Source organism: Pseudomonas sp. GW823-FHT02C05 (assembly GCF_058797595.1).
Map to the genome: position 1 here is coordinate 12,381 of NZ_JBXAJU010000008.1, position 15,311 is coordinate 27,691.

General features: G+C 62.4%; 13 protein-coding genes and 2 tRNA genes. 14 read left to right on the plus strand and 1 reads right to left on the minus strand.

What is annotated here, in order from left to right:
* The first annotated feature begins 1 nt into the window (after position 1).
* The 3 genes from asd (at position 2) to AC1RGE_RS31780 (ending at position 5,117) form a co-directional block, all read left to right on the plus strand.
* Complete coding sequence (gene asd / locus AC1RGE_RS31770; protein WP_011060379.1) at positions 2 to 1,114, plus strand: aspartate-semialdehyde dehydrogenase; 1,113 nt, start codon at positions 2 to 4, stop codon at positions 1,112 to 1,114.
* Positions 1,115 to 1,294: 180 nt separating this feature from the next.
* Positions 1,295 to 2,305 carry an aspartate-semialdehyde dehydrogenase gene (locus AC1RGE_RS31775; RefSeq protein WP_072451533.1) on the plus strand — a complete coding sequence of 337 codons (1,011 nt, stop codon included), beginning with the start codon at positions 1,295 to 1,297 and terminating at the stop codon, positions 2,303 to 2,305.
* 205 nt (positions 2,306 to 2,510) lie between these two features.
* Positions 2,511 to 5,117: a FimV/HubP family polar landmark protein gene (locus AC1RGE_RS31780; RefSeq protein ID WP_492585703.1), complete on the plus strand. Its 2,607-nt coding sequence runs from the start codon at positions 2,511 to 2,513 to the stop codon at positions 5,115 to 5,117.
* Between the two features lie 77 nt (positions 5,118 to 5,194).
* Here AC1RGE_RS31780 and AC1RGE_RS31785 read toward each other — a convergent pair whose 3' ends face one another.
* A complete protein-coding gene (locus AC1RGE_RS31785) occupies positions 5,195 to 5,854 on the minus strand; it encodes a M24 family metallopeptidase (protein WP_492585705.1) in 660 nt (219 codons plus the stop codon).
* Positions 5,855 to 6,085: 231 nt separating this feature from the next.
* On the opposite strand from AC1RGE_RS31785, the gene truA reads away from it, so the two are divergent.
* The 11 genes from truA to AC1RGE_RS31840 all read left to right on the plus strand — a co-directional run bounded on the left by truA (position 6,086) and on the right by AC1RGE_RS31840 (position 15,311).
* Positions 6,086 to 6,910, plus strand: coding sequence for a tRNA pseudouridine(38-40) synthase TruA (gene truA, locus AC1RGE_RS31790; protein WP_492585707.1), 825 nt, complete (start codon positions 6,086 to 6,088; stop codon positions 6,908 to 6,910).
* 61 nt (positions 6,911 to 6,971) lie between these two features.
* Entirely contained in the window at positions 6,972 to 7,604 is a 633-nt protein-coding gene (locus AC1RGE_RS31795; RefSeq protein ID WP_011060383.1) for a phosphoribosylanthranilate isomerase, read from the plus strand.
* 259 nt (positions 7,605 to 7,863) lie between these two features.
* A complete protein-coding gene (gene accD, locus AC1RGE_RS31800; RefSeq protein ID WP_019094939.1) occupies positions 7,864 to 8,784 on the plus strand; it encodes an acetyl-CoA carboxylase, carboxyltransferase subunit beta in 921 nt (306 codons plus the stop codon).
* Positions 8,781 to 10,088, plus strand: a complete 1,308-nt coding sequence (folC, locus tag AC1RGE_RS31805; protein WP_053150239.1) for a bifunctional tetrahydrofolate synthase/dihydrofolate synthase — start codon at positions 8,781 to 8,783, stop codon at positions 10,086 to 10,088. Before accD ends, folC begins: the two co-directional genes overlap by 4 nt.
* Positions 10,072 to 10,725: an SPOR domain-containing protein gene (locus AC1RGE_RS31810; RefSeq protein WP_011060386.1), complete on the plus strand. Its 654-nt coding sequence runs from the start codon at positions 10,072 to 10,074 to the stop codon at positions 10,723 to 10,725. Before folC ends, AC1RGE_RS31810 begins: the two co-directional genes overlap by 17 nt.
* A gap of 98 nt (positions 10,726 to 10,823) precedes the next feature.
* Positions 10,824 to 11,381 (plus strand): CvpA family protein, encoded by a 558-nt coding sequence (locus AC1RGE_RS31815; protein ID WP_011060387.1) that lies wholly within the window; start codon positions 10,824 to 10,826, stop codon positions 11,379 to 11,381.
* Positions 11,382 to 11,422: 41 nt separating this feature from the next.
* Positions 11,423 to 12,928 carry an amidophosphoribosyltransferase gene (purF, locus tag AC1RGE_RS31820; protein WP_011060388.1) on the plus strand — a complete coding sequence of 502 codons (1,506 nt, stop codon included), beginning with the start codon at positions 11,423 to 11,425 and terminating at the stop codon, positions 12,926 to 12,928.
* A 36-nt stretch (positions 12,929 to 12,964) separates the two neighbouring features.
* Positions 12,965 to 14,176 (plus strand): O-succinylhomoserine sulfhydrylase, encoded by a 1,212-nt coding sequence (locus AC1RGE_RS31825; RefSeq protein ID WP_065363485.1) that lies wholly within the window; start codon positions 12,965 to 12,967, stop codon positions 14,174 to 14,176.
* The gene (locus AC1RGE_RS31830) at positions 14,173 to 14,949 is read left to right on the plus strand and encodes an SDR family oxidoreductase (protein ID WP_401027815.1); all 777 of its coding nucleotides are present in this window, start codon (positions 14,173 to 14,175) and stop codon (positions 14,947 to 14,949) included. Before AC1RGE_RS31825 ends, AC1RGE_RS31830 begins: the two co-directional genes overlap by 4 nt.
* Positions 14,950 to 15,103: 154 nt before the next feature.
* Positions 15,104 to 15,179, plus strand: a tRNA-Val gene (locus AC1RGE_RS31835).
* Positions 15,180 to 15,238: 59 nt separating this feature from the next.
* A tRNA-Asp gene (locus AC1RGE_RS31840) sits at positions 15,239 to 15,311 on the plus strand.

Below are 15,311 nucleotides of genomic sequence, written 5' to 3' on the forward strand. Positions count from 1 at the left end.
GATGAAACGTGTAGGTCTGATCGGTTGGCGCGGTATGGTCGGTTCCGTGCTCATGCAGCGGATGCTTGAAGAGCAGGACTTCGATCTTATTGAACCGGTGTTTTTCACCACTTCCAATGTCGGTGGCCAGGGGCCGTCGGTGGGCAAGGACATTGCTCCGCTGAAGGACGCCTACAACATTGAAGAGTTGAAAACCCTCGACGTGATTCTGACCTGCCAGGGTGGCGACTACACCAGCGAAGTCTTCCCCAAGCTGCGCGAAGCGGGTTGGCAGGGCTACTGGATCGATGCCGCATCCAGCCTGCGCATGGAAGATGACGCGGTGATCATCCTCGATCCGGTGAACCGCAAGGTCATTGACCAGCAGCTGGATGCGGGCACCAAGAACTACATCGGCGGCAACTGCACCGTCAGCCTGATGCTGATGGGCCTGGGCGGCCTGTTCGAAGCCGGCCTGGTGGAGTGGATGAGCGCCATGACCTATCAGGCCGCCTCCGGCGCCGGCGCGCAGAACATGCGCGAGCTGATCAAGCAGATGGGCGCCACCCACGCTGCCGTCGCTGATGAACTGGCCAACCCGGCCAGTGCCATCCTCGACATCGATCGCAAGGTGGCCGAGGCCATGCGCAGCGATGCCTACCCGACCGAGAACTTCGGCGTGCCGCTGGCCGGCAGCCTGATTCCATGGATCGACAAGGAACTGCCCAACGGCCAGAGCCGTGAAGAGTGGAAGGCCCAGGCCGAGACCAACAAGATCCTCGGTCGCTTCAAGAGCCCGATCCCGGTGGACGGCATCTGCGTGCGCATCGGCGCCATGCGCTGCCACAGCCAGGCGCTGACCATCAAGCTCAACAAGGATGTGCCGATCGCCGATATCGAAGGGCTGATCAGCCAGCACAACCCTTGGGTCAAGTTGGTGCCGAACCAGCGTGATATCAGCATGCAGGAGCTGAGCCCGACCAAGGTCACCGGCACCCTGAACATTCCGGTGGGCCGCCTGCGCAAGCTGAACATGGGCTCGCAGTTCCTGGGCGCCTTCACTGTCGGCGATCAGTTGCTGTGGGGGGCGGCCGAGCCGCTGCGCCGCATGCTGCGGATCCTGCTGGAGCGTTGATTCTCTGAGCGCTTGAAATAGCCCGCCCCTTGCACAAGGCGCGGGCTTTTTCATGCCCACCGCAGGAGTGGGCTTGCCCGCCAAGAGTGCTTCGTTCCAGCCACAGCTCCCCCCGCGAATTGCCTCGCCACCCCGTGCCGGGTAAAGTGCCGCTCCCCCCGTTTCGCCTGAGGTAGCACCATGACTCCTTCCCTTGATATTGCCGTGATCGGTGCCACCGGTACTGTCGGCGAAACCCTGGTGCAGATTCTGGAAGAACGTGACTTCCCCGTTGCCAACCTGCACCTGCTGGCCAGTAGCGAGTCGGCCGGTCATTCGGTGCCGTTCCGCGGCAAGAACGTGCGGGTGCGTGAAGTCGACGAGTTCGATTTCAGCAAGGTCCAGCTGGCGTTCTTCGCGGCCGGCCCGGCGGTGACCCTGAGTTTTGCCCCGCGTGCCACGGCGGCCAACTGCGCGGTGATCGATCTTTCCGGTGCCTTGCCTTCGGCCCAGGCGCCCAATGTCGTTCCCGAAGCCAATGCCCAGGTGCTGGCCGGCTTGAAAAAACCATTGCAACTGAGCAGCCCGAGCGCTTCGGCTACCGCCCTGGCCGTGGCGCTGGCGCCGTTGCAAGGCTTGCTGGACATCCAGCGGGTCAACCTGACCGCCAGCCTGGCGATCTCCAGCCAGGGCCGTGAGGCCGTCAGCGAGCTGGCCCGGCAGACGGCCGAACTGTTGAATGTGCGCCCCATGGAGCCACGCTTTTTCGATCGGCAAGTGGCCTTCAACCTGCTGGCCCAGGTCGGCACTCCAGACGCCCAGGGCCATACCCTGCTGGAAAAGCGCCTGGTCCGGGAGTTGCGCGAGGTGCTGGGGCAGCCTTTATTAAAGATTTCTGTCACTTGCATTCAAGCGCCGGTATTTTTTGGCGATAGCTATAGCGTGACTCTGCAGTCAGGCAGCGCCGTTGACCTGGCGGCAGTCAATGCGGCGCTGGAAGCGGCCCCCGGCCTGGAGCTGGTGGAGGCGGGCGACTATCCGACTGCCGTGGGTGACGCCGTGGGCCAGGATGTTGTCTATGTGGGGCGGGTTCGTTCCGGGGTCGACGACCCGACGGAACTGAATCTGTGGCTGACCTCGGATAACGTACGCAAAGGTGCGGCCTTGAACGCTGTGCAGCTGGCTGAATTGTTGATAAAAGACCTGCTGTAAAAGATACTTGGCAACAATTTGCAGAATGAATCTAGCCGGGCGCTATGCTTGGCAAGTTGCTGGAGGTGAGTGGCCGTCAGGTGCTCCCGGGGCATGCAAGAAATAATCGCGCGTCGTGGTCGTTGATGGTCCCGCGCAATGCCTGTTGGCAGCCGCTACAAAACCTTCTCGCTGGCCGAGGAATGTTCAAACAAAGGATGAGGCTATGGTTCAAGTTCGCAAACTGGTGTTAGCAATAGCGGCCGCCTCGGCGCTGTCCTCCGGTATGGCGCAGGCGCTTGGGCTTGGGGAGCTGACCCTGAAGTCGAGTCTGAACCAGCCTCTGGTAGCAGAAATCGAATTGCTCGATGTCAAGGACCTCACTGCCGCCGAGGTAGTGCCCAGCCTTGCGCCGGCAGAAGAGTTCGCCAAGGCCGGCGTTGATCGCCAGGCCTTTCTCAACGACCTGCGTTTCACCCCGATTCTCAATCCCGGCGGCAAGAGCGTGCTGCGGGTGACCTCGAGCCAGCCGCTGTCGGAGCCGATGGTCAAGTTCCTGGTGCAGGTGATGTGGCCCAACGGCCGCCTGCTGCGCGACTACAGTGTGCTGCTGGACCCATCGAAATTCTCCCCGCAGGCCGCCGCCGCTGCCCAGAGCGCGCCAGTAGGCGCCCCGGCGGTGAGTGCCCCGGTCACCCGCGCCAACAAGTCCGGCAAGCCGGAGCAGTACACCACCTCGGCCCGTGACACCTTGTGGGAAATCGCCGCCAAGAACCGCAACGGTGCCTCTATCCAGCAGACCATGCTGGCGATCCAGGCGCTGAACCCGGATGCCTTTATCGATGGCAACATCAATCGGCTGAAGACCGGCAAGGTGCTGCGCCTGCCCGATGTGGTGCAGAGCACCGCGCTGCCGCAGCCCAAGGCAATTGCTGAAGTGGCGGCGCAGAATGCTGCCTGGCGCCAGGGCCGCCGCGCCGGTGCCCGTGGCCAGCAGCAGGTGGACGCGACTCGTCGCGCCGGTGCCGACAAGGCGCCCAAGCAGGTCAACACCAAGGACAACCTGAGCCTGGTGTCCGCTGAAAACGGCAAGACCCGGGGCAAGGGCGCAGCCGGCGATGCCAAGGCGCTGAACAACAAGCTGGCGGTGACTCAGGAAAGCCTCGACGCAACCCGTCGTGACAACGCCGAGCTCAAGGAGCGCATGGCGGACCTGCAAAGCCAGCTGGACAAGCTGCAGCGCCTGATCGAATTAAAGAACAACCAGTTGGCCAAGATGCAGGCCGAGGGCGCAGGTACTGCGGTACCTAGTGCCCAGCCAGCTCCGGCAATGCCAGCTGAGTTGGTGGCCAAGCCCGAAGCGCCAGCCCCAGTGGTGGCGCCAGCGGCCCCGGCCAGCGAGCCGGCTGCCAAGCCTGCTGAGGATGCCGTTCCCGCCAAGAGCGACGAAGATAAATACTCCGATCTGCTGACCAACCCGATCCTGCTGGGGCTGGTGGGTGGCGGTGCGGTATTGGCCTTGTTGCTGCTGTTGCTGTTGCTGGCTCGTCGCCGCAAGGCTCAGCAGGAAGCGGAGAAGCACTTGCGCATGGCGCGGGCACTGTCGGAGGAAAGCGATTTCACCGAGGAAATGGACCTGCCGGAAAGCAGCTTCGAAGGCCTTGAGGTTCCAGCCCCAAGCGTTAATCTCGCTCCAGCTCCAGCTCCAGCTCCAGCTCCAGCTCCAGCTCCAGCTCCAGCTCCAGCGCCGGTGGTGGCGCCCGCTCCGGTAGCCCCGGTCGAGCGGGCCACCGATGTGCTGGGCCAGGCTCAGAATCACATCGATGCCGGCCGCCTGAACCAGGCCGCGGCGATTCTCGAAGAAGCGGTCAAGTTGGAGCCGCAACGCAGTGATCTGCGTCTGAAGCTGATGGAGGTCTACGCGCATCAGGGTGACCGCAGCGCCTTTGTCGCCCAGGAACGGCAGTTGGTGGCCAATGGCGATAACCACGCTCAGGTCGAGCAACTGAAAAGTCGCTTCCCGGCAATGGTCGCGGTAGCGGCGGCAGCTGGCCTGGCCACTGCGGCCGTGGCAGCCGAACTGGATGCCGAGTACGTCAAGGAGCTGCTGCAGGACGAACCGCCAGCGCCTGAGCCGGCTGCTCCGGTAGAAGGCCTGGATGCGGATTTTGACCTGAGCCTGGATGACCTGGAGGCGGCTTCGCCGGCAGTGCTCACCCCTGAACCTGAAACCGAGCTGGAAGACTTCCCGTTGGATGACGACCTGAGCTTTGGCTCGGTGCTCGAGCAGCAGCTTGCTCCCGAGGAAAACCTGGACGACCTGGGTGATTTCGATCTGGACCTGGGGGCTGATCTACCGGCGGCGAAGCCGAGCGATGAAGATTTCTTGCTGAGCCTGGACGACGACCTCAAGGACCTGCCGGCAGGCGACGTGCCTACCGTCACCGACCCGGCCCTGGATGACCTGGACCTGTCGGCGGACTTCGATCTGTCCCTGGCCGATGAGCTGGATGCTGGCGCGGACTCCAAGGACGCCTTCACTTCCGAGCTGGATGATGTCAACGCCGAACTGGATCGTTTGAGCCAGAGCCTTGATCAGCCGGAGCCGGCGATCCCCAGCTTCACTGCCGAGGATGCCGCTGCAGCGCCTGATGAGGCGGACTTCGACTTCCTCTCCGGCAGCGATGAGGTGGCCACCAAGCTCGATCTGGCCCAGGCCTATATCGATATGGGGGATAACGACGGTGCGCGGGACATCCTCGGTGAGGTGCTGAGCGAAGGTAACGAAGGGCAGAAGAGCGAAGCCCAGGAGATGTTGGGGCGACTGGCCTGAAGCAACCTGATGCTTGAACAGAACGGCAGCCGATGAGGCTGCCGTTTTTGTTGGTGGCGCTGCGGTGGCGGTGAGGCTCAGGTCAGCAGGTCTTCGTAAAAGGCACCGAAGGGCCGGGTAGGGTGGGCGATCTGGATTTCCAGGATCCACAGACCCACTTGCGGGCAGGCGGCGAAATCTCCCAGGTCCCCAGCGCGGTAGATGGCGTGGGGAAAGTCGCTGACCCGATGGCCCTTGATATCCAGATTGAGTACCCAGCCCATGGCTCGGGCCTGTTCCTGTGCATAGCGATAGAGTTCAGGGCCAGCCATCTGGTGGCTCTGCCAGTGGTCGTGGACCTGGTCGAACAGGCTTTTCGCCGCGGCGGCACAGGCATGCATTTCAGCGTCGTCGCCGACCACGAACGTCGCCCCGCAATCACCTTCATGGCGATCCCAGACCACGCCCAGGTCGATGAAGAACAGATCGTTTTCCTGGAGTAGCGGATCGCCATCGGAGCGTTGCTTGAAGGTTTTCAGGGTATTGGCGCCAAAGCGGATCAGCAGCGGATGCCAGATTCGCTCCATACCCATCTCCCGCAGGACTTCCAGGCCCATTTCCCTGGCGGCGGATTCCTGCATGCCCGGATTGACCTGCCGGGCGATCTGCCCGATGGCCTCCCAGGTCATGCGCTTGGCATGGAGCATGCCCTCCAGGCTGTAGGCCAGGCCTACGGCTTCTTTGCTGGTTGCGATCATTCATCGGTTCTCGATCAGGGGGGGGCTTTGTTGTTTTCGATATATAAAAAACTATATAGCGTTTGCCCGGGGGCGGATGCAATCGCCCTGTGGGCGGCTGTATGGCTGATCAATCTGCAAACAAAGCCCGACAGCCCGTGGCGTCTATTGTCTGCGGCCCTATAATGAGCGCCTTTGCGCATATCAGCAGGCTGTAAGTTCTTGGCAAATATAGATAACCCGGCCGCCGAAATGGCAGCCGAAGGCTTTTCCCGAATCGCCCTGGGTGTGGAATACAAGGGCTCGCGCTACCGCGGCTGGCAGCGTCAGGCCTCCGGTGTGCCTAGTGTCCAGGAAACCCTGGAGAAGGCCCTGTCCCGGGTCGCGGATTCTCCGGTGGTGGTGTCCTGTGCCGGACGCACCGATGCTGGGGTGCATGCCTGCGGGCAGGTGGTGCATTTCGATACTCAGGCCGTGCGTTCGATGAAGGCCTGGGTGATGGGGGCCAATATCAATTTGCCCCACGACATCAGCGTCAGCTGGGCCAAGGAGATGCCCGCGCATTTTCACGCACGGTTCAAGGCGATCGCCCGGCGTTACCGTTATGTGATCTACAACGATCAGATCCGTCCAGCCCATCTCAACGAAGAAATCACCTGGAACCACCGGCCGCTGGATATCGAGCGCATGGCCCAGGCTGCCGCGTTCCTGGTGGGCACCCATGATTTCAGCGCGTTCCGGGCCGGGCAGTGCCAGGCCAAGTCGCCGATCAAGGAGATCCATCACCTTCGGGTCACCCGGCACGGCAAGATGATCGTCCTGGATATTCGTGCCAGCGCCTTCCTGCATCACATGGTGCGCAACATCGCCGGGGTGCTGATGACCATCGGTGCCGGCGAGCGGCCGGTGGAGTGGGCGCGAGAAGTGCTGGAAAGCCGGATCCGGCGTACTGGCGGCGTCACCGCCCATCCTTTTGGCCTGTACCTGGTGCAGGTCGAATACAAGGACGAGTTCCAGTTGCCCGAGCGATACATCGGGCCACATTTCCTCAGCGCATTCTCGGAACTTGACGGCTGACGCCCGGAAAAGCATTTGCTACCATCCGGGACTTTCCGGATTTGCCCCCGAGGTTCATGACATGCCAGCTGTTCGCAGCAAGATCTGCGGGATTACCCGCATAGAAGATGCGCTGGCAGCAGTGGCGGCGGGGGCCGATGCCATCGGCCTGGTGTTCTATGCCAAGAGCCCGCGGGCGGTGAATGTGCAGCAGGCGCGGGCAATCATCGCCGCCTTGCCGCCGTTCGTGACCAGCGTCGGCCTCTTCGTCAATGCCAGTCGTTGCGAGCTGGGGGAGATTCTCGACGCCGTACCGCTGGACTTGCTGCAGTTTCATGGCGATGAGTCGGCGGCTGATTGCGAGGGCTATCACCGGCCCTATATCAAGGCGTTGCGGGTCAAGGCCGGGGATGACATCGCGGCGGCCTGCCTGGCCTATCCGCGGGCCAGCGGGATTCTGCTGGATACCTATGTCGAAGGCGTGCCGGGTGGAACCGGCGAGGCGTTCGACTGGTCCCTGGTTCCTCAGGGGCTGAGCAAGCCGATCATTCTTGCCGGTGGTCTCACGCCAGATAACGTGGCGGCAGCCATCGCCCGGGTGCGCCCGTATGCGGTGGATGTCAGCGGCGGGGTGGAGCAGGGCAAGGGCATCAAGGACCCGGCAAAGATTCAGGCATTTATGCAGGCAGTGCGTCGCAGCAACGAGTCGATGTGACGGCTGGCAGTCTGCCGCCGTCCATAACACCACTGTACAAAACAGGCAGGCGTCGCCTTCAGGCGGGGTCGGAATCGAGTGGCAACCGCTCTGGAGCGGGTTGTCGGGATGGCTGAGGAAAGGTTCGTTGCAGGCAGGTCGAGCCCGGTGCTGACCGCGGCAGCGAACTGATCATCGCCGCACACATGAATTTAGCTCAAGGGCATACGCGGGGCTGCGAACCAGAGCGTTCGGGCCGCCGGTACTGGAGAAAGAAAGCATGAGCAACTGGTTAGTAGACAAACTGATCCCTTCGATCATGCGTTCCGAGGTGAAGAAAAGCTCGGTGCCTGAAGGTCTTTGGCACAAGTGCCCATCCTGCGAGGCGGTGCTCTATCGTCCGGAGCTGGAAAAGACCCTGGATGTTTGCCCCAAGTGCAACCACCACATGCGCATCGGGGCGCGTGCCCGTATCGATATCTTCCTCGACGCCGAAGGCCGTGCCGAACTGGGCGCTGACCTGGAGCCAGTGGACCGTCTGAAGTTCCGCGACGGCAAGAAGTACAAGGACCGCCTGACCGCTGCGCAGAAGCAGACCGGCGAGAAAGATGCGCTGATCTCCATGAGTGGCACCCTGCTGGGCATGCCGGTGGTGGTCTCGGCTTTCGAATTTTCCTTCATGGGGGGCTCCATGGGTGCCATCGTCGGCGAGCGTTTCGTGCGCGCCGCCAACTACGCCCTGGAAAACCGCTGCCCGATGATCTGCTTCTCCGCCTCCGGTGGTGCGCGGATGCAGGAAGCCCTGATCTCTCTGATGCAGATGGCCAAGACCTCCGCGGTACTGGCGCGCCTGCGTGAAGAAGGCATCCCGTTCATCTCCGTGTTGACCGACCCGGTCTACGGCGGTGTTTCCGCCAGCCTGGCGATGCTGGGCGACGTGATTGTCGCCGAGCCAAAAGCCCTGGTGGGCTTCGCCGGTCCTCGAGTGATCGAGCAGACCGTGCGGGAAAAACTGCCTGAAGGTTTCCAGCGCAGTGAGTTCCTGCTGGAGCATGGTGCGATCGACATGATCATCTCCCGTCAGGAACTGCGTCCGCGCTTGGGCAACCTGCTGGCCCAGCTGATGGGCCTGCCGACGCCGGAATTCGTCGCGGCGCCGGTCGAGCCGATCGTGGTGCCGCCGGCTCCAGCAAACCTATGACCCAACGTACCCTGGGCGAATGGCTCGCCTACCTCGAGCAGTTGCACCCCTCGGCCATCGACATGGGGCTGGCGCGCTCGCAGCAGGTAGCGTCCCAGATGGGGCTGGGCAAGCCGGCGCCCCGGGTGGTCACGGTCACCGGTACCAATGGCAAGGGCTCTACCTGCGCTTTTGTCGCTTCCCTGCTGCGGGCCCAGGGCCTGCAGGTGGGGGTCTACAGTTCTCCGCACCTGCTGCGCTATAACGAGCGGGTGCAGATCAATGGCGTCGAGGCCACTGACGAGCAGTTGTGCGAAGCCTTTGCTGCGGTAGAGGCGGGGCGCGGCGAAGTCACCCTGACTTACTTCGAGATGGGCACTCTGGCAGCGTTCTGGCTGTTTCAGCAGGCGGCGCTGGATGCCGTGGTCCTGGAGGTGGGGTTGGGTGGCCGCCTGGATACGGTCAATCTGGTGGATGCCGACCTGGCGTTGGTGACCAGTATTGGTGTCGATCACATCGAATACCTGGGCGATTCCCGCGAATCCGTGGCCTTCGAGAAGGCCGGGATCTTTCGTCCTGGCGCTCCGGCGCTATGTGGCGACCTGGATCCGCCGCAACCCTTGCTGGACAAGGCGCGGGAGCTGGGCTGTCCGTTTTTCCTGCGGGGGCGGGACTTTGATCTTGGGGTCACTGACCAGCATTGGCAGTGGCGTGGCCTGGATGCCCAGGGCAAGCCGGTCGAGCTGCAAGACCTGCCATTGCTGGATCTGCCTATGGAAAATGCCGCTCTGGCGTTGCAGGCCTATCTGCTCACCGGTTTGCCATGGCAGCCGGAGCGGATCAGCGCAGCCTTGCGCCAGACCCGGGTTACCGGGCGTCTGGATCGCCGGCAGGTCGACTGGCAGGGCAAGCGCCTGAACCTGCTGCTGGACGTCGGTCACAACCCCCATGCCGCCCAGTACCTGGCTGAGCGCCTGGCGCGCCGGCCTGTGCCGGGCAAGCGTCTGGCGGTGTTCGGGCTGCTGGCGGACAAGGATCTGGAGGGCGTGATTGGCTGCCTGAAAGGGGCGGTCCGGCACTGGGCGGTAGCGCCTCTGGATACGCCGCGGGCGCGCCCGGTGGAGGATTTGCAGCAGGCTCTGGAGAACCTTGGTGCTCCGGTAGCGTCCTATTCCAGTGTGGCTGCCGCGCTGGAAGCGCAATGCGCGCAAGCCACTGCAGATGACGAAATTCTGCTGTTCGGTTCTTTTTATTGTGTTGCCGAGGCGCTTGAGTGGCTCGCCCGGCGCTCCACGGAGGAAGCTGCACATGGCAATGCTGGATAACGTCTACAAGCAGCGAATGGTCGGAGCACTGGTGTTGGTGGCCTTGGCGGTGATCTTTCTGCCAATGCTGTTCTCGCGCGAGGATGAGCAGCGTCATGTGACGGTGGATGTGCCGTCGGCGCCGCAAGCCGCGGCCATGCCGCAGGTCCAGGTCGAGCCGGTAGTTGTGCCAGAGCCTCAGGTACTGCCCGAGGGCTCTGTGCCAGCCGACGAGCACGAGCCTGTGGTGCAGCAAGCGCCATCGACCCCGATCGCACCGGCCCCGGTGGTGGCTCCTGCTCCGACCGTGGCCAGCAAGCCTGCGCCTGTGGCCAAGCCTGCGCCAACACCGGTTCCGCCGCAGCCCGTGGCCAGTGCCAAGCCCGATACCAGCCAGAGCCGGGTCGATGCCAATGGCTTGTCCGTCAGTTGGTCGGTGCAACTGGCCAGTCTGTCGAGCCGTGAAAGCGCGGAAAACCTGCAGAAAACCCTGCGTAGCCAGGGTTATAACGCCTATATCCGTTCCGCCGAAGGCAAGAACCGGGTATTTGTCGGGCCGCTGATCGAGCGCGCCGAAGCTGATCGCCTGCGTGACCTGCTGGGGCGTCAGCATAATCTCAAGGGTTTCGTGGTGCGCTTCCAGCCAGAGCGTGGCTAAGGCTATCCGCTTGATTTTAAAAGCACAGTGAATCGCAGCTTACCGACAGCCAAGCGCTCTGTTAAAATGCGCCGCCTTATCCGTCTGTAGGCTGCACTGTGCCATTTACCTGGGTTGACTGGGCGATCGTTGCAATAATCGCCATCTCCGCTTTGATCAGCTTGAGCCGCGGTTTCGTCAAAGAAGCCTTGTCGTTGCTTACCTGGATCATCGCAGGAGTCGTTGCCTGGATGTTTGGTGGCTCACTGTCCGAGTACCTCGGCGGTTATATCGAAACTCCCTCGGCTCGCGTGATCGCGGGCTGCGCAATCATGTTTGTCGCCACCTTGCTGGTGGGGGCAATGGTCAACTATCTCATCGGCGAGTTGATTCGCGTCACCGGCCTCTCCGGGACCGATCGATTCCTCGGCATGGCCTTCGGCGCTGCGCGTGGCGCGCTGCTGGTGGTCGTGGCGATCGGGCTCCTGAGCCTGGGGCCGGTACAGCAGGATTCCTGGTGGCAACAGTCGCGACTGGTGCCACAATTTCTATTGGTTGCAGACTGGTCCAAGAACCTCATATTGGGGTGGAGCAGTCAGTGGCTGGCCAGCGGTATCAGCGTACCCGCTGATATACCGTTCAAGGAGCACCTCTTACCGGCCAAAACGCCTCAGTAAGATGGGTTCAGTTCAGTTTCATTAAGTAGGGGTTGCGTCGCATGTGTGGCATCGTCGGTATCGTCGGTAAGTCGAACGTCAATCAGGCGCTGTATGACGCGCTAACCGTCCTCCAGCACCGCGGCCAGGACGCTGCCGGTATCGTGACCAGCCATGATGGCCGGTTATTCCTGCGCAAGGACAACGGCCTGGTGCGTGATGTGTTCCAGCAGCGGCACATGCAGCGCCTGGTAGGCCATATGGGCATCGGCCATGTCCGCTATCCAACCGCGGGCAGCTCGACCTCGGCCGAGGCTCAGCCGTTCTACGTCAACTCGCCTTACGGCATCACCCTGGCGCACAACGGCAACCTGACCAATGTGGAGCAGTTGGCCAAGGAGATCTACGAGTCCGACCTGCGCCACGTCAACACCAACTCCGACTCTGAAGTGCTGCTCAACGTGTTCGCCCACGAGCTGGCCCAGCGCGGCAAGTTGCAGCCTACCGAGGAAGACGTGTTTGCCGCCGTCACCGACGTGCACAACCGTTGCGTGGGTGGCTACGCGGTGGTGGCCATGATCACCGGCTACGGCATTGTCGGTTTCCGTGACCCCCACGGTATCCGTCCGATCGTCTTCGGCCAGCGTCATACCGACGAAGGCGTGGAATACATGATCGCCTCGGAAAGCGTTTCCCTGGATGTGCTGGGTTTCACCCTGATTCGCGACCTGGCTCCGGGCGAAGCGGTCTACATCACTGAAGAGGGCAAGCTCTACACCCGCCAGTGCGCCACCAACCCGCAACTCACGCCGTGCATCTTCGAACACGTATATCTGGCCCGTCCGGATTCGATCATTGATGGCGTCTCGGTGTACAAGGCGCGCCTGCGCATGGGTGAGAAACTGGCAGAGAAGATCCTGCGCGAGCGTCCTGAGCACGATATCGACGTGGTGATCCCGATTCCGGATACCAGCCGCACTGCGGCGCTGGAGCTGGCGAACCATCTGGGGGTCAAGTTCCGCGAAGGTTTCGTCAAGAACCGTTACATCGGCCGTACCTTCATCATGCCGGGCCAGGCGGCGCGGAAGAAATCCGTACGCCAGAAGCTCAATGCGATCGAACTGGAATTTCGCGGCAAGAACGTGATGCTGGTGGACGACTCCATCGTCCGTGGCACTACTTGCAAGCAGATTATCCAAATGGCCCGTGAAGCGGGTGCGAAGAACGTCTACTTCTGCTCGGCTGCACCGGCCGTGCGTTACCCGAACGTGTATGGCATCGACATGCCGAGCGCCCACGAGTTGATCGCCCACAATCGTTCGACCCAGGACGTGGCAGACCTGATCGGCGCCGACTGGCTGATCTACCAGGACTTGCCGGACCTGATCGAGGCGGTCGGTGGTGGCAAGATCAAGATCGAGAACTTCGACTGCGCGGTGTTCGACGGCAAGTACGTTACCGGCGACGTCGACGAGGCCTACCTGAACAAGATCGAGAACGCTCGTAACGACGCGTCCAAGGCCAAGACCCAGGCGGTCAGCGCCATCATCGATCTGTACAACAACTGATCCAGAGCATTTAAGAAGACATTAGGAGTAGGCGGCATGAGTCAGGATTGGGATGCCGGTCGGCTGGACAGCGACCTTGAAGGCGTAGCGTTCGATACCCTGGCGGTGCGCGCCGGCCAACACCGCTCGCCGGAAGGCGAGCACGGTGACCCGATGTTCTTCACCTCCAGCTATGTGTTCCGTACGGCCGCCGATGCGGCGGCGCGGTTTGCTGGCGAAGTGCCGGGCAACGTCTATTCGCGCTACACCAACCCCACCGTGCGTTCCTTCGAAGAGCGCATCGCGGCGCTGGAAGGGGCTGAGCAGGCTGTGGCGACCGCCACTGGCATGGCGGCCATTCTCTCGGTGGTCATGAGCCTGTGCAGCGCCGGCGATCATGTGCTGGTGTCGCGCAGCGTGTTCGGCTCCACCATCAGCCTGTTCGAGAAGTACTTCAAGCGCTTTGGTATTGAAGTCGATTACGTGCCCCTGGCGGACCTGTCCGGCTGGGATGCGGCGATCAAGAGTAATACCAGGCTGCTGTTCGTCGAGTCGCCCTCCAATCCGCTGGCCGAGCTGGTGGATATCGCCGCGTTGGCGGAGGTGGCCCATGCCAAGGGCGCAATGCTGGTGGTGGATAACTGTTTCTGCACTCCGGCCTTGCAGCAGCCGTTGAAGCTGGGAGCGGACGTGGTGGTGCATTCGGCGACCAAGTTCATCGACGGCCAGGGTCGGTGCATGGGCGGCGTGGTGGCCGGGCGCAGCGAGCAGATGAAAGAAGTGGTGGGTTTCCTGCGTACCGCCGGGCCGACCCTGAGCCCGTTCAATGCCTGGATCTTCCTCAAGGGCCTGGAAACCCTCAACCTGCGGATGCGTGCTCATTGTGCCAATGCCCTGGCCCTGGCTGAGTGGCTGGAGCAGCAGGATGGCGTCGAGAAGGTGCACTACGCAGGCCTTGCCAGCCATCCGCAGCACGAACTGGCCAAGCGTCAGCAGCGTGGTTTTGGCGCGGTGGTGAGTTTTGAGGTCAAGGGCGGCAAAGAGGGCGCCTGGCGCTTTATCGATGCCACGCGACTGATCTCCATTACCGCCAACCTCGGCGACAGCAAAACCACCATCACCCATCCGAGCACCACGTCCCACGGGCGCCTGGCGCCTCAGGAGCGTGAAGCGGCAGGCATTCGCGACAGCCTGATCCGCATCGCGGTGGGGCTGGAGGACGTGGTCGACCTGCAAGCCGACCTGGCTCGCGGCCTGGCAGCCTTGTGATCGAGTTGTCCACGCCCCAGGGCGGCGGCAACGGGCGTGTCGCGCTGGTGACCGGCGCGGCCCGGGGTATCGGCCTGGGTATCGCTGCCTGGCTGATCAGCGAAGGCTGGCAGGTGGTGTTGACCGACCTCGATCGTGAGCGTGGCTCCAGGGTGGCCAAGGTGCTGGGTGAAAGTGCCTGGTTCATCACCATGGACGTGGCCGATGAAGTGCAAGTGGCCCAGGGGGTGGCTGAGGTGCTGGGGCAGTTCGGGCGCCTCGACGCCCTGGTCTGCAATGCCGCTGTGGCCGACCCGCACAACATCACCCTGGAAAGCCTGGATCTGGCCTACTGGAATCGGGTCATGGCGGTGAACCTGGGCGGGCCGATGCTGCTGGCCAAGCACTGTGCGCCGTATTTGCGCGCCCATGGCGGCGCCATCGTCAATCTGGCGTCTACCCGCGCCAGGCAATCGGAGCCTGACAGCGAAGCCTACGCGGCGAGCAAGGGGGGGCTGCTGGCCTTGACTCATGCCCTGGCGATCAGCCTGGGGCCGGAGATTCGGGTCAATGCGGTAAGCCCCGGCTGGATCGATGCCCGGGATCCTGCGGCGCGTCGCGCAGAGCCATTATCCGATGCCGATCATGCCCAGCATCCGGCAGGCAGGGTAGGGACGGTGGAAGATGTGGCCTCCATGGTGGCCTGGCTGCTGTCCCGCAATTCGGGCTTTGTCACCGGCCAGGAATTCGTGGTGGACGGTGGCATGACCAAGAAAATGATTTATCAGGAATAAGGGTGGTAGCGAGTTTGTGGCCGCAAGCCCAAGAGGAGCGCCTCTGGCTCTTGGTGCGAAGTTTCTGCTTGCTGCTGTTTTTGAAAAAAACTTCAAGCCTGCTATTGACTTAGCTTCGTTACCTGCGTAAATTTCGCGGCCTCAGCGAAGCAAAGGGTGATTAGCTCAGCCGGGAGAGCGTCTGCCTTACAAGCAGAATGTCGGCGGTTCGATCCCGTCATCACCCACCATTCCCTGAGTCTCTTTCGCAAGAAAGAGGGAAGCTTCCAAGGAAGCCTCCAACCGACGCGCAGCGGTAGTTCAGTCGGTTAGAATACCGGCCTGTCACGCCGGGGGTCGCGGGTTCGAGTCCCGTCCGCTGC

Coding starts and splice junctions, on each gene's coding strand:
- asd (WP_011060379.1), top strand. CDS start 2: ATGAAACGTGTAGGTCTGATCGGTTGGCGCGGTATGGTCGGTTCCGTG.
- AC1RGE_RS31775 (WP_072451533.1), top strand. CDS start 1,295: ATGACTCCTTCCCTTGATATTGCCGTGATCGGTGCCACCGGTACTGTC.
- AC1RGE_RS31780 (WP_492585703.1), top strand. CDS start 2,511: ATGGTTCAAGTTCGCAAACTGGTGTTAGCAATAGCGGCCGCCTCGGCG.
- AC1RGE_RS31785 (WP_492585705.1), bottom strand. CDS start 5,854: ATGATCGCAACCAGCAAAGAAGCCGTAGGCCTGGCCTACAGCCTGGAG.
- truA (WP_492585707.1), top strand. CDS start 6,086: ATGGCAGCCGAAGGCTTTTCCCGAATCGCCCTGGGTGTGGAATACAAG.
- AC1RGE_RS31795 (WP_011060383.1), top strand. CDS start 6,972: ATGCCAGCTGTTCGCAGCAAGATCTGCGGGATTACCCGCATAGAAGAT.
- accD (WP_019094939.1), top strand. CDS start 7,864: ATGAGCAACTGGTTAGTAGACAAACTGATCCCTTCGATCATGCGTTCC.
- folC (WP_053150239.1), top strand. CDS start 8,781: ATGACCCAACGTACCCTGGGCGAATGGCTCGCCTACCTCGAGCAGTTG.
- AC1RGE_RS31810 (WP_011060386.1), top strand. CDS start 10,072: ATGGCAATGCTGGATAACGTCTACAAGCAGCGAATGGTCGGAGCACTG.
- purF (WP_011060388.1), top strand. CDS start 11,423: ATGTGTGGCATCGTCGGTATCGTCGGTAAGTCGAACGTCAATCAGGCG.
- AC1RGE_RS31825 (WP_065363485.1), top strand. CDS start 12,965: ATGAGTCAGGATTGGGATGCCGGTCGGCTGGACAGCGACCTTGAAGGC.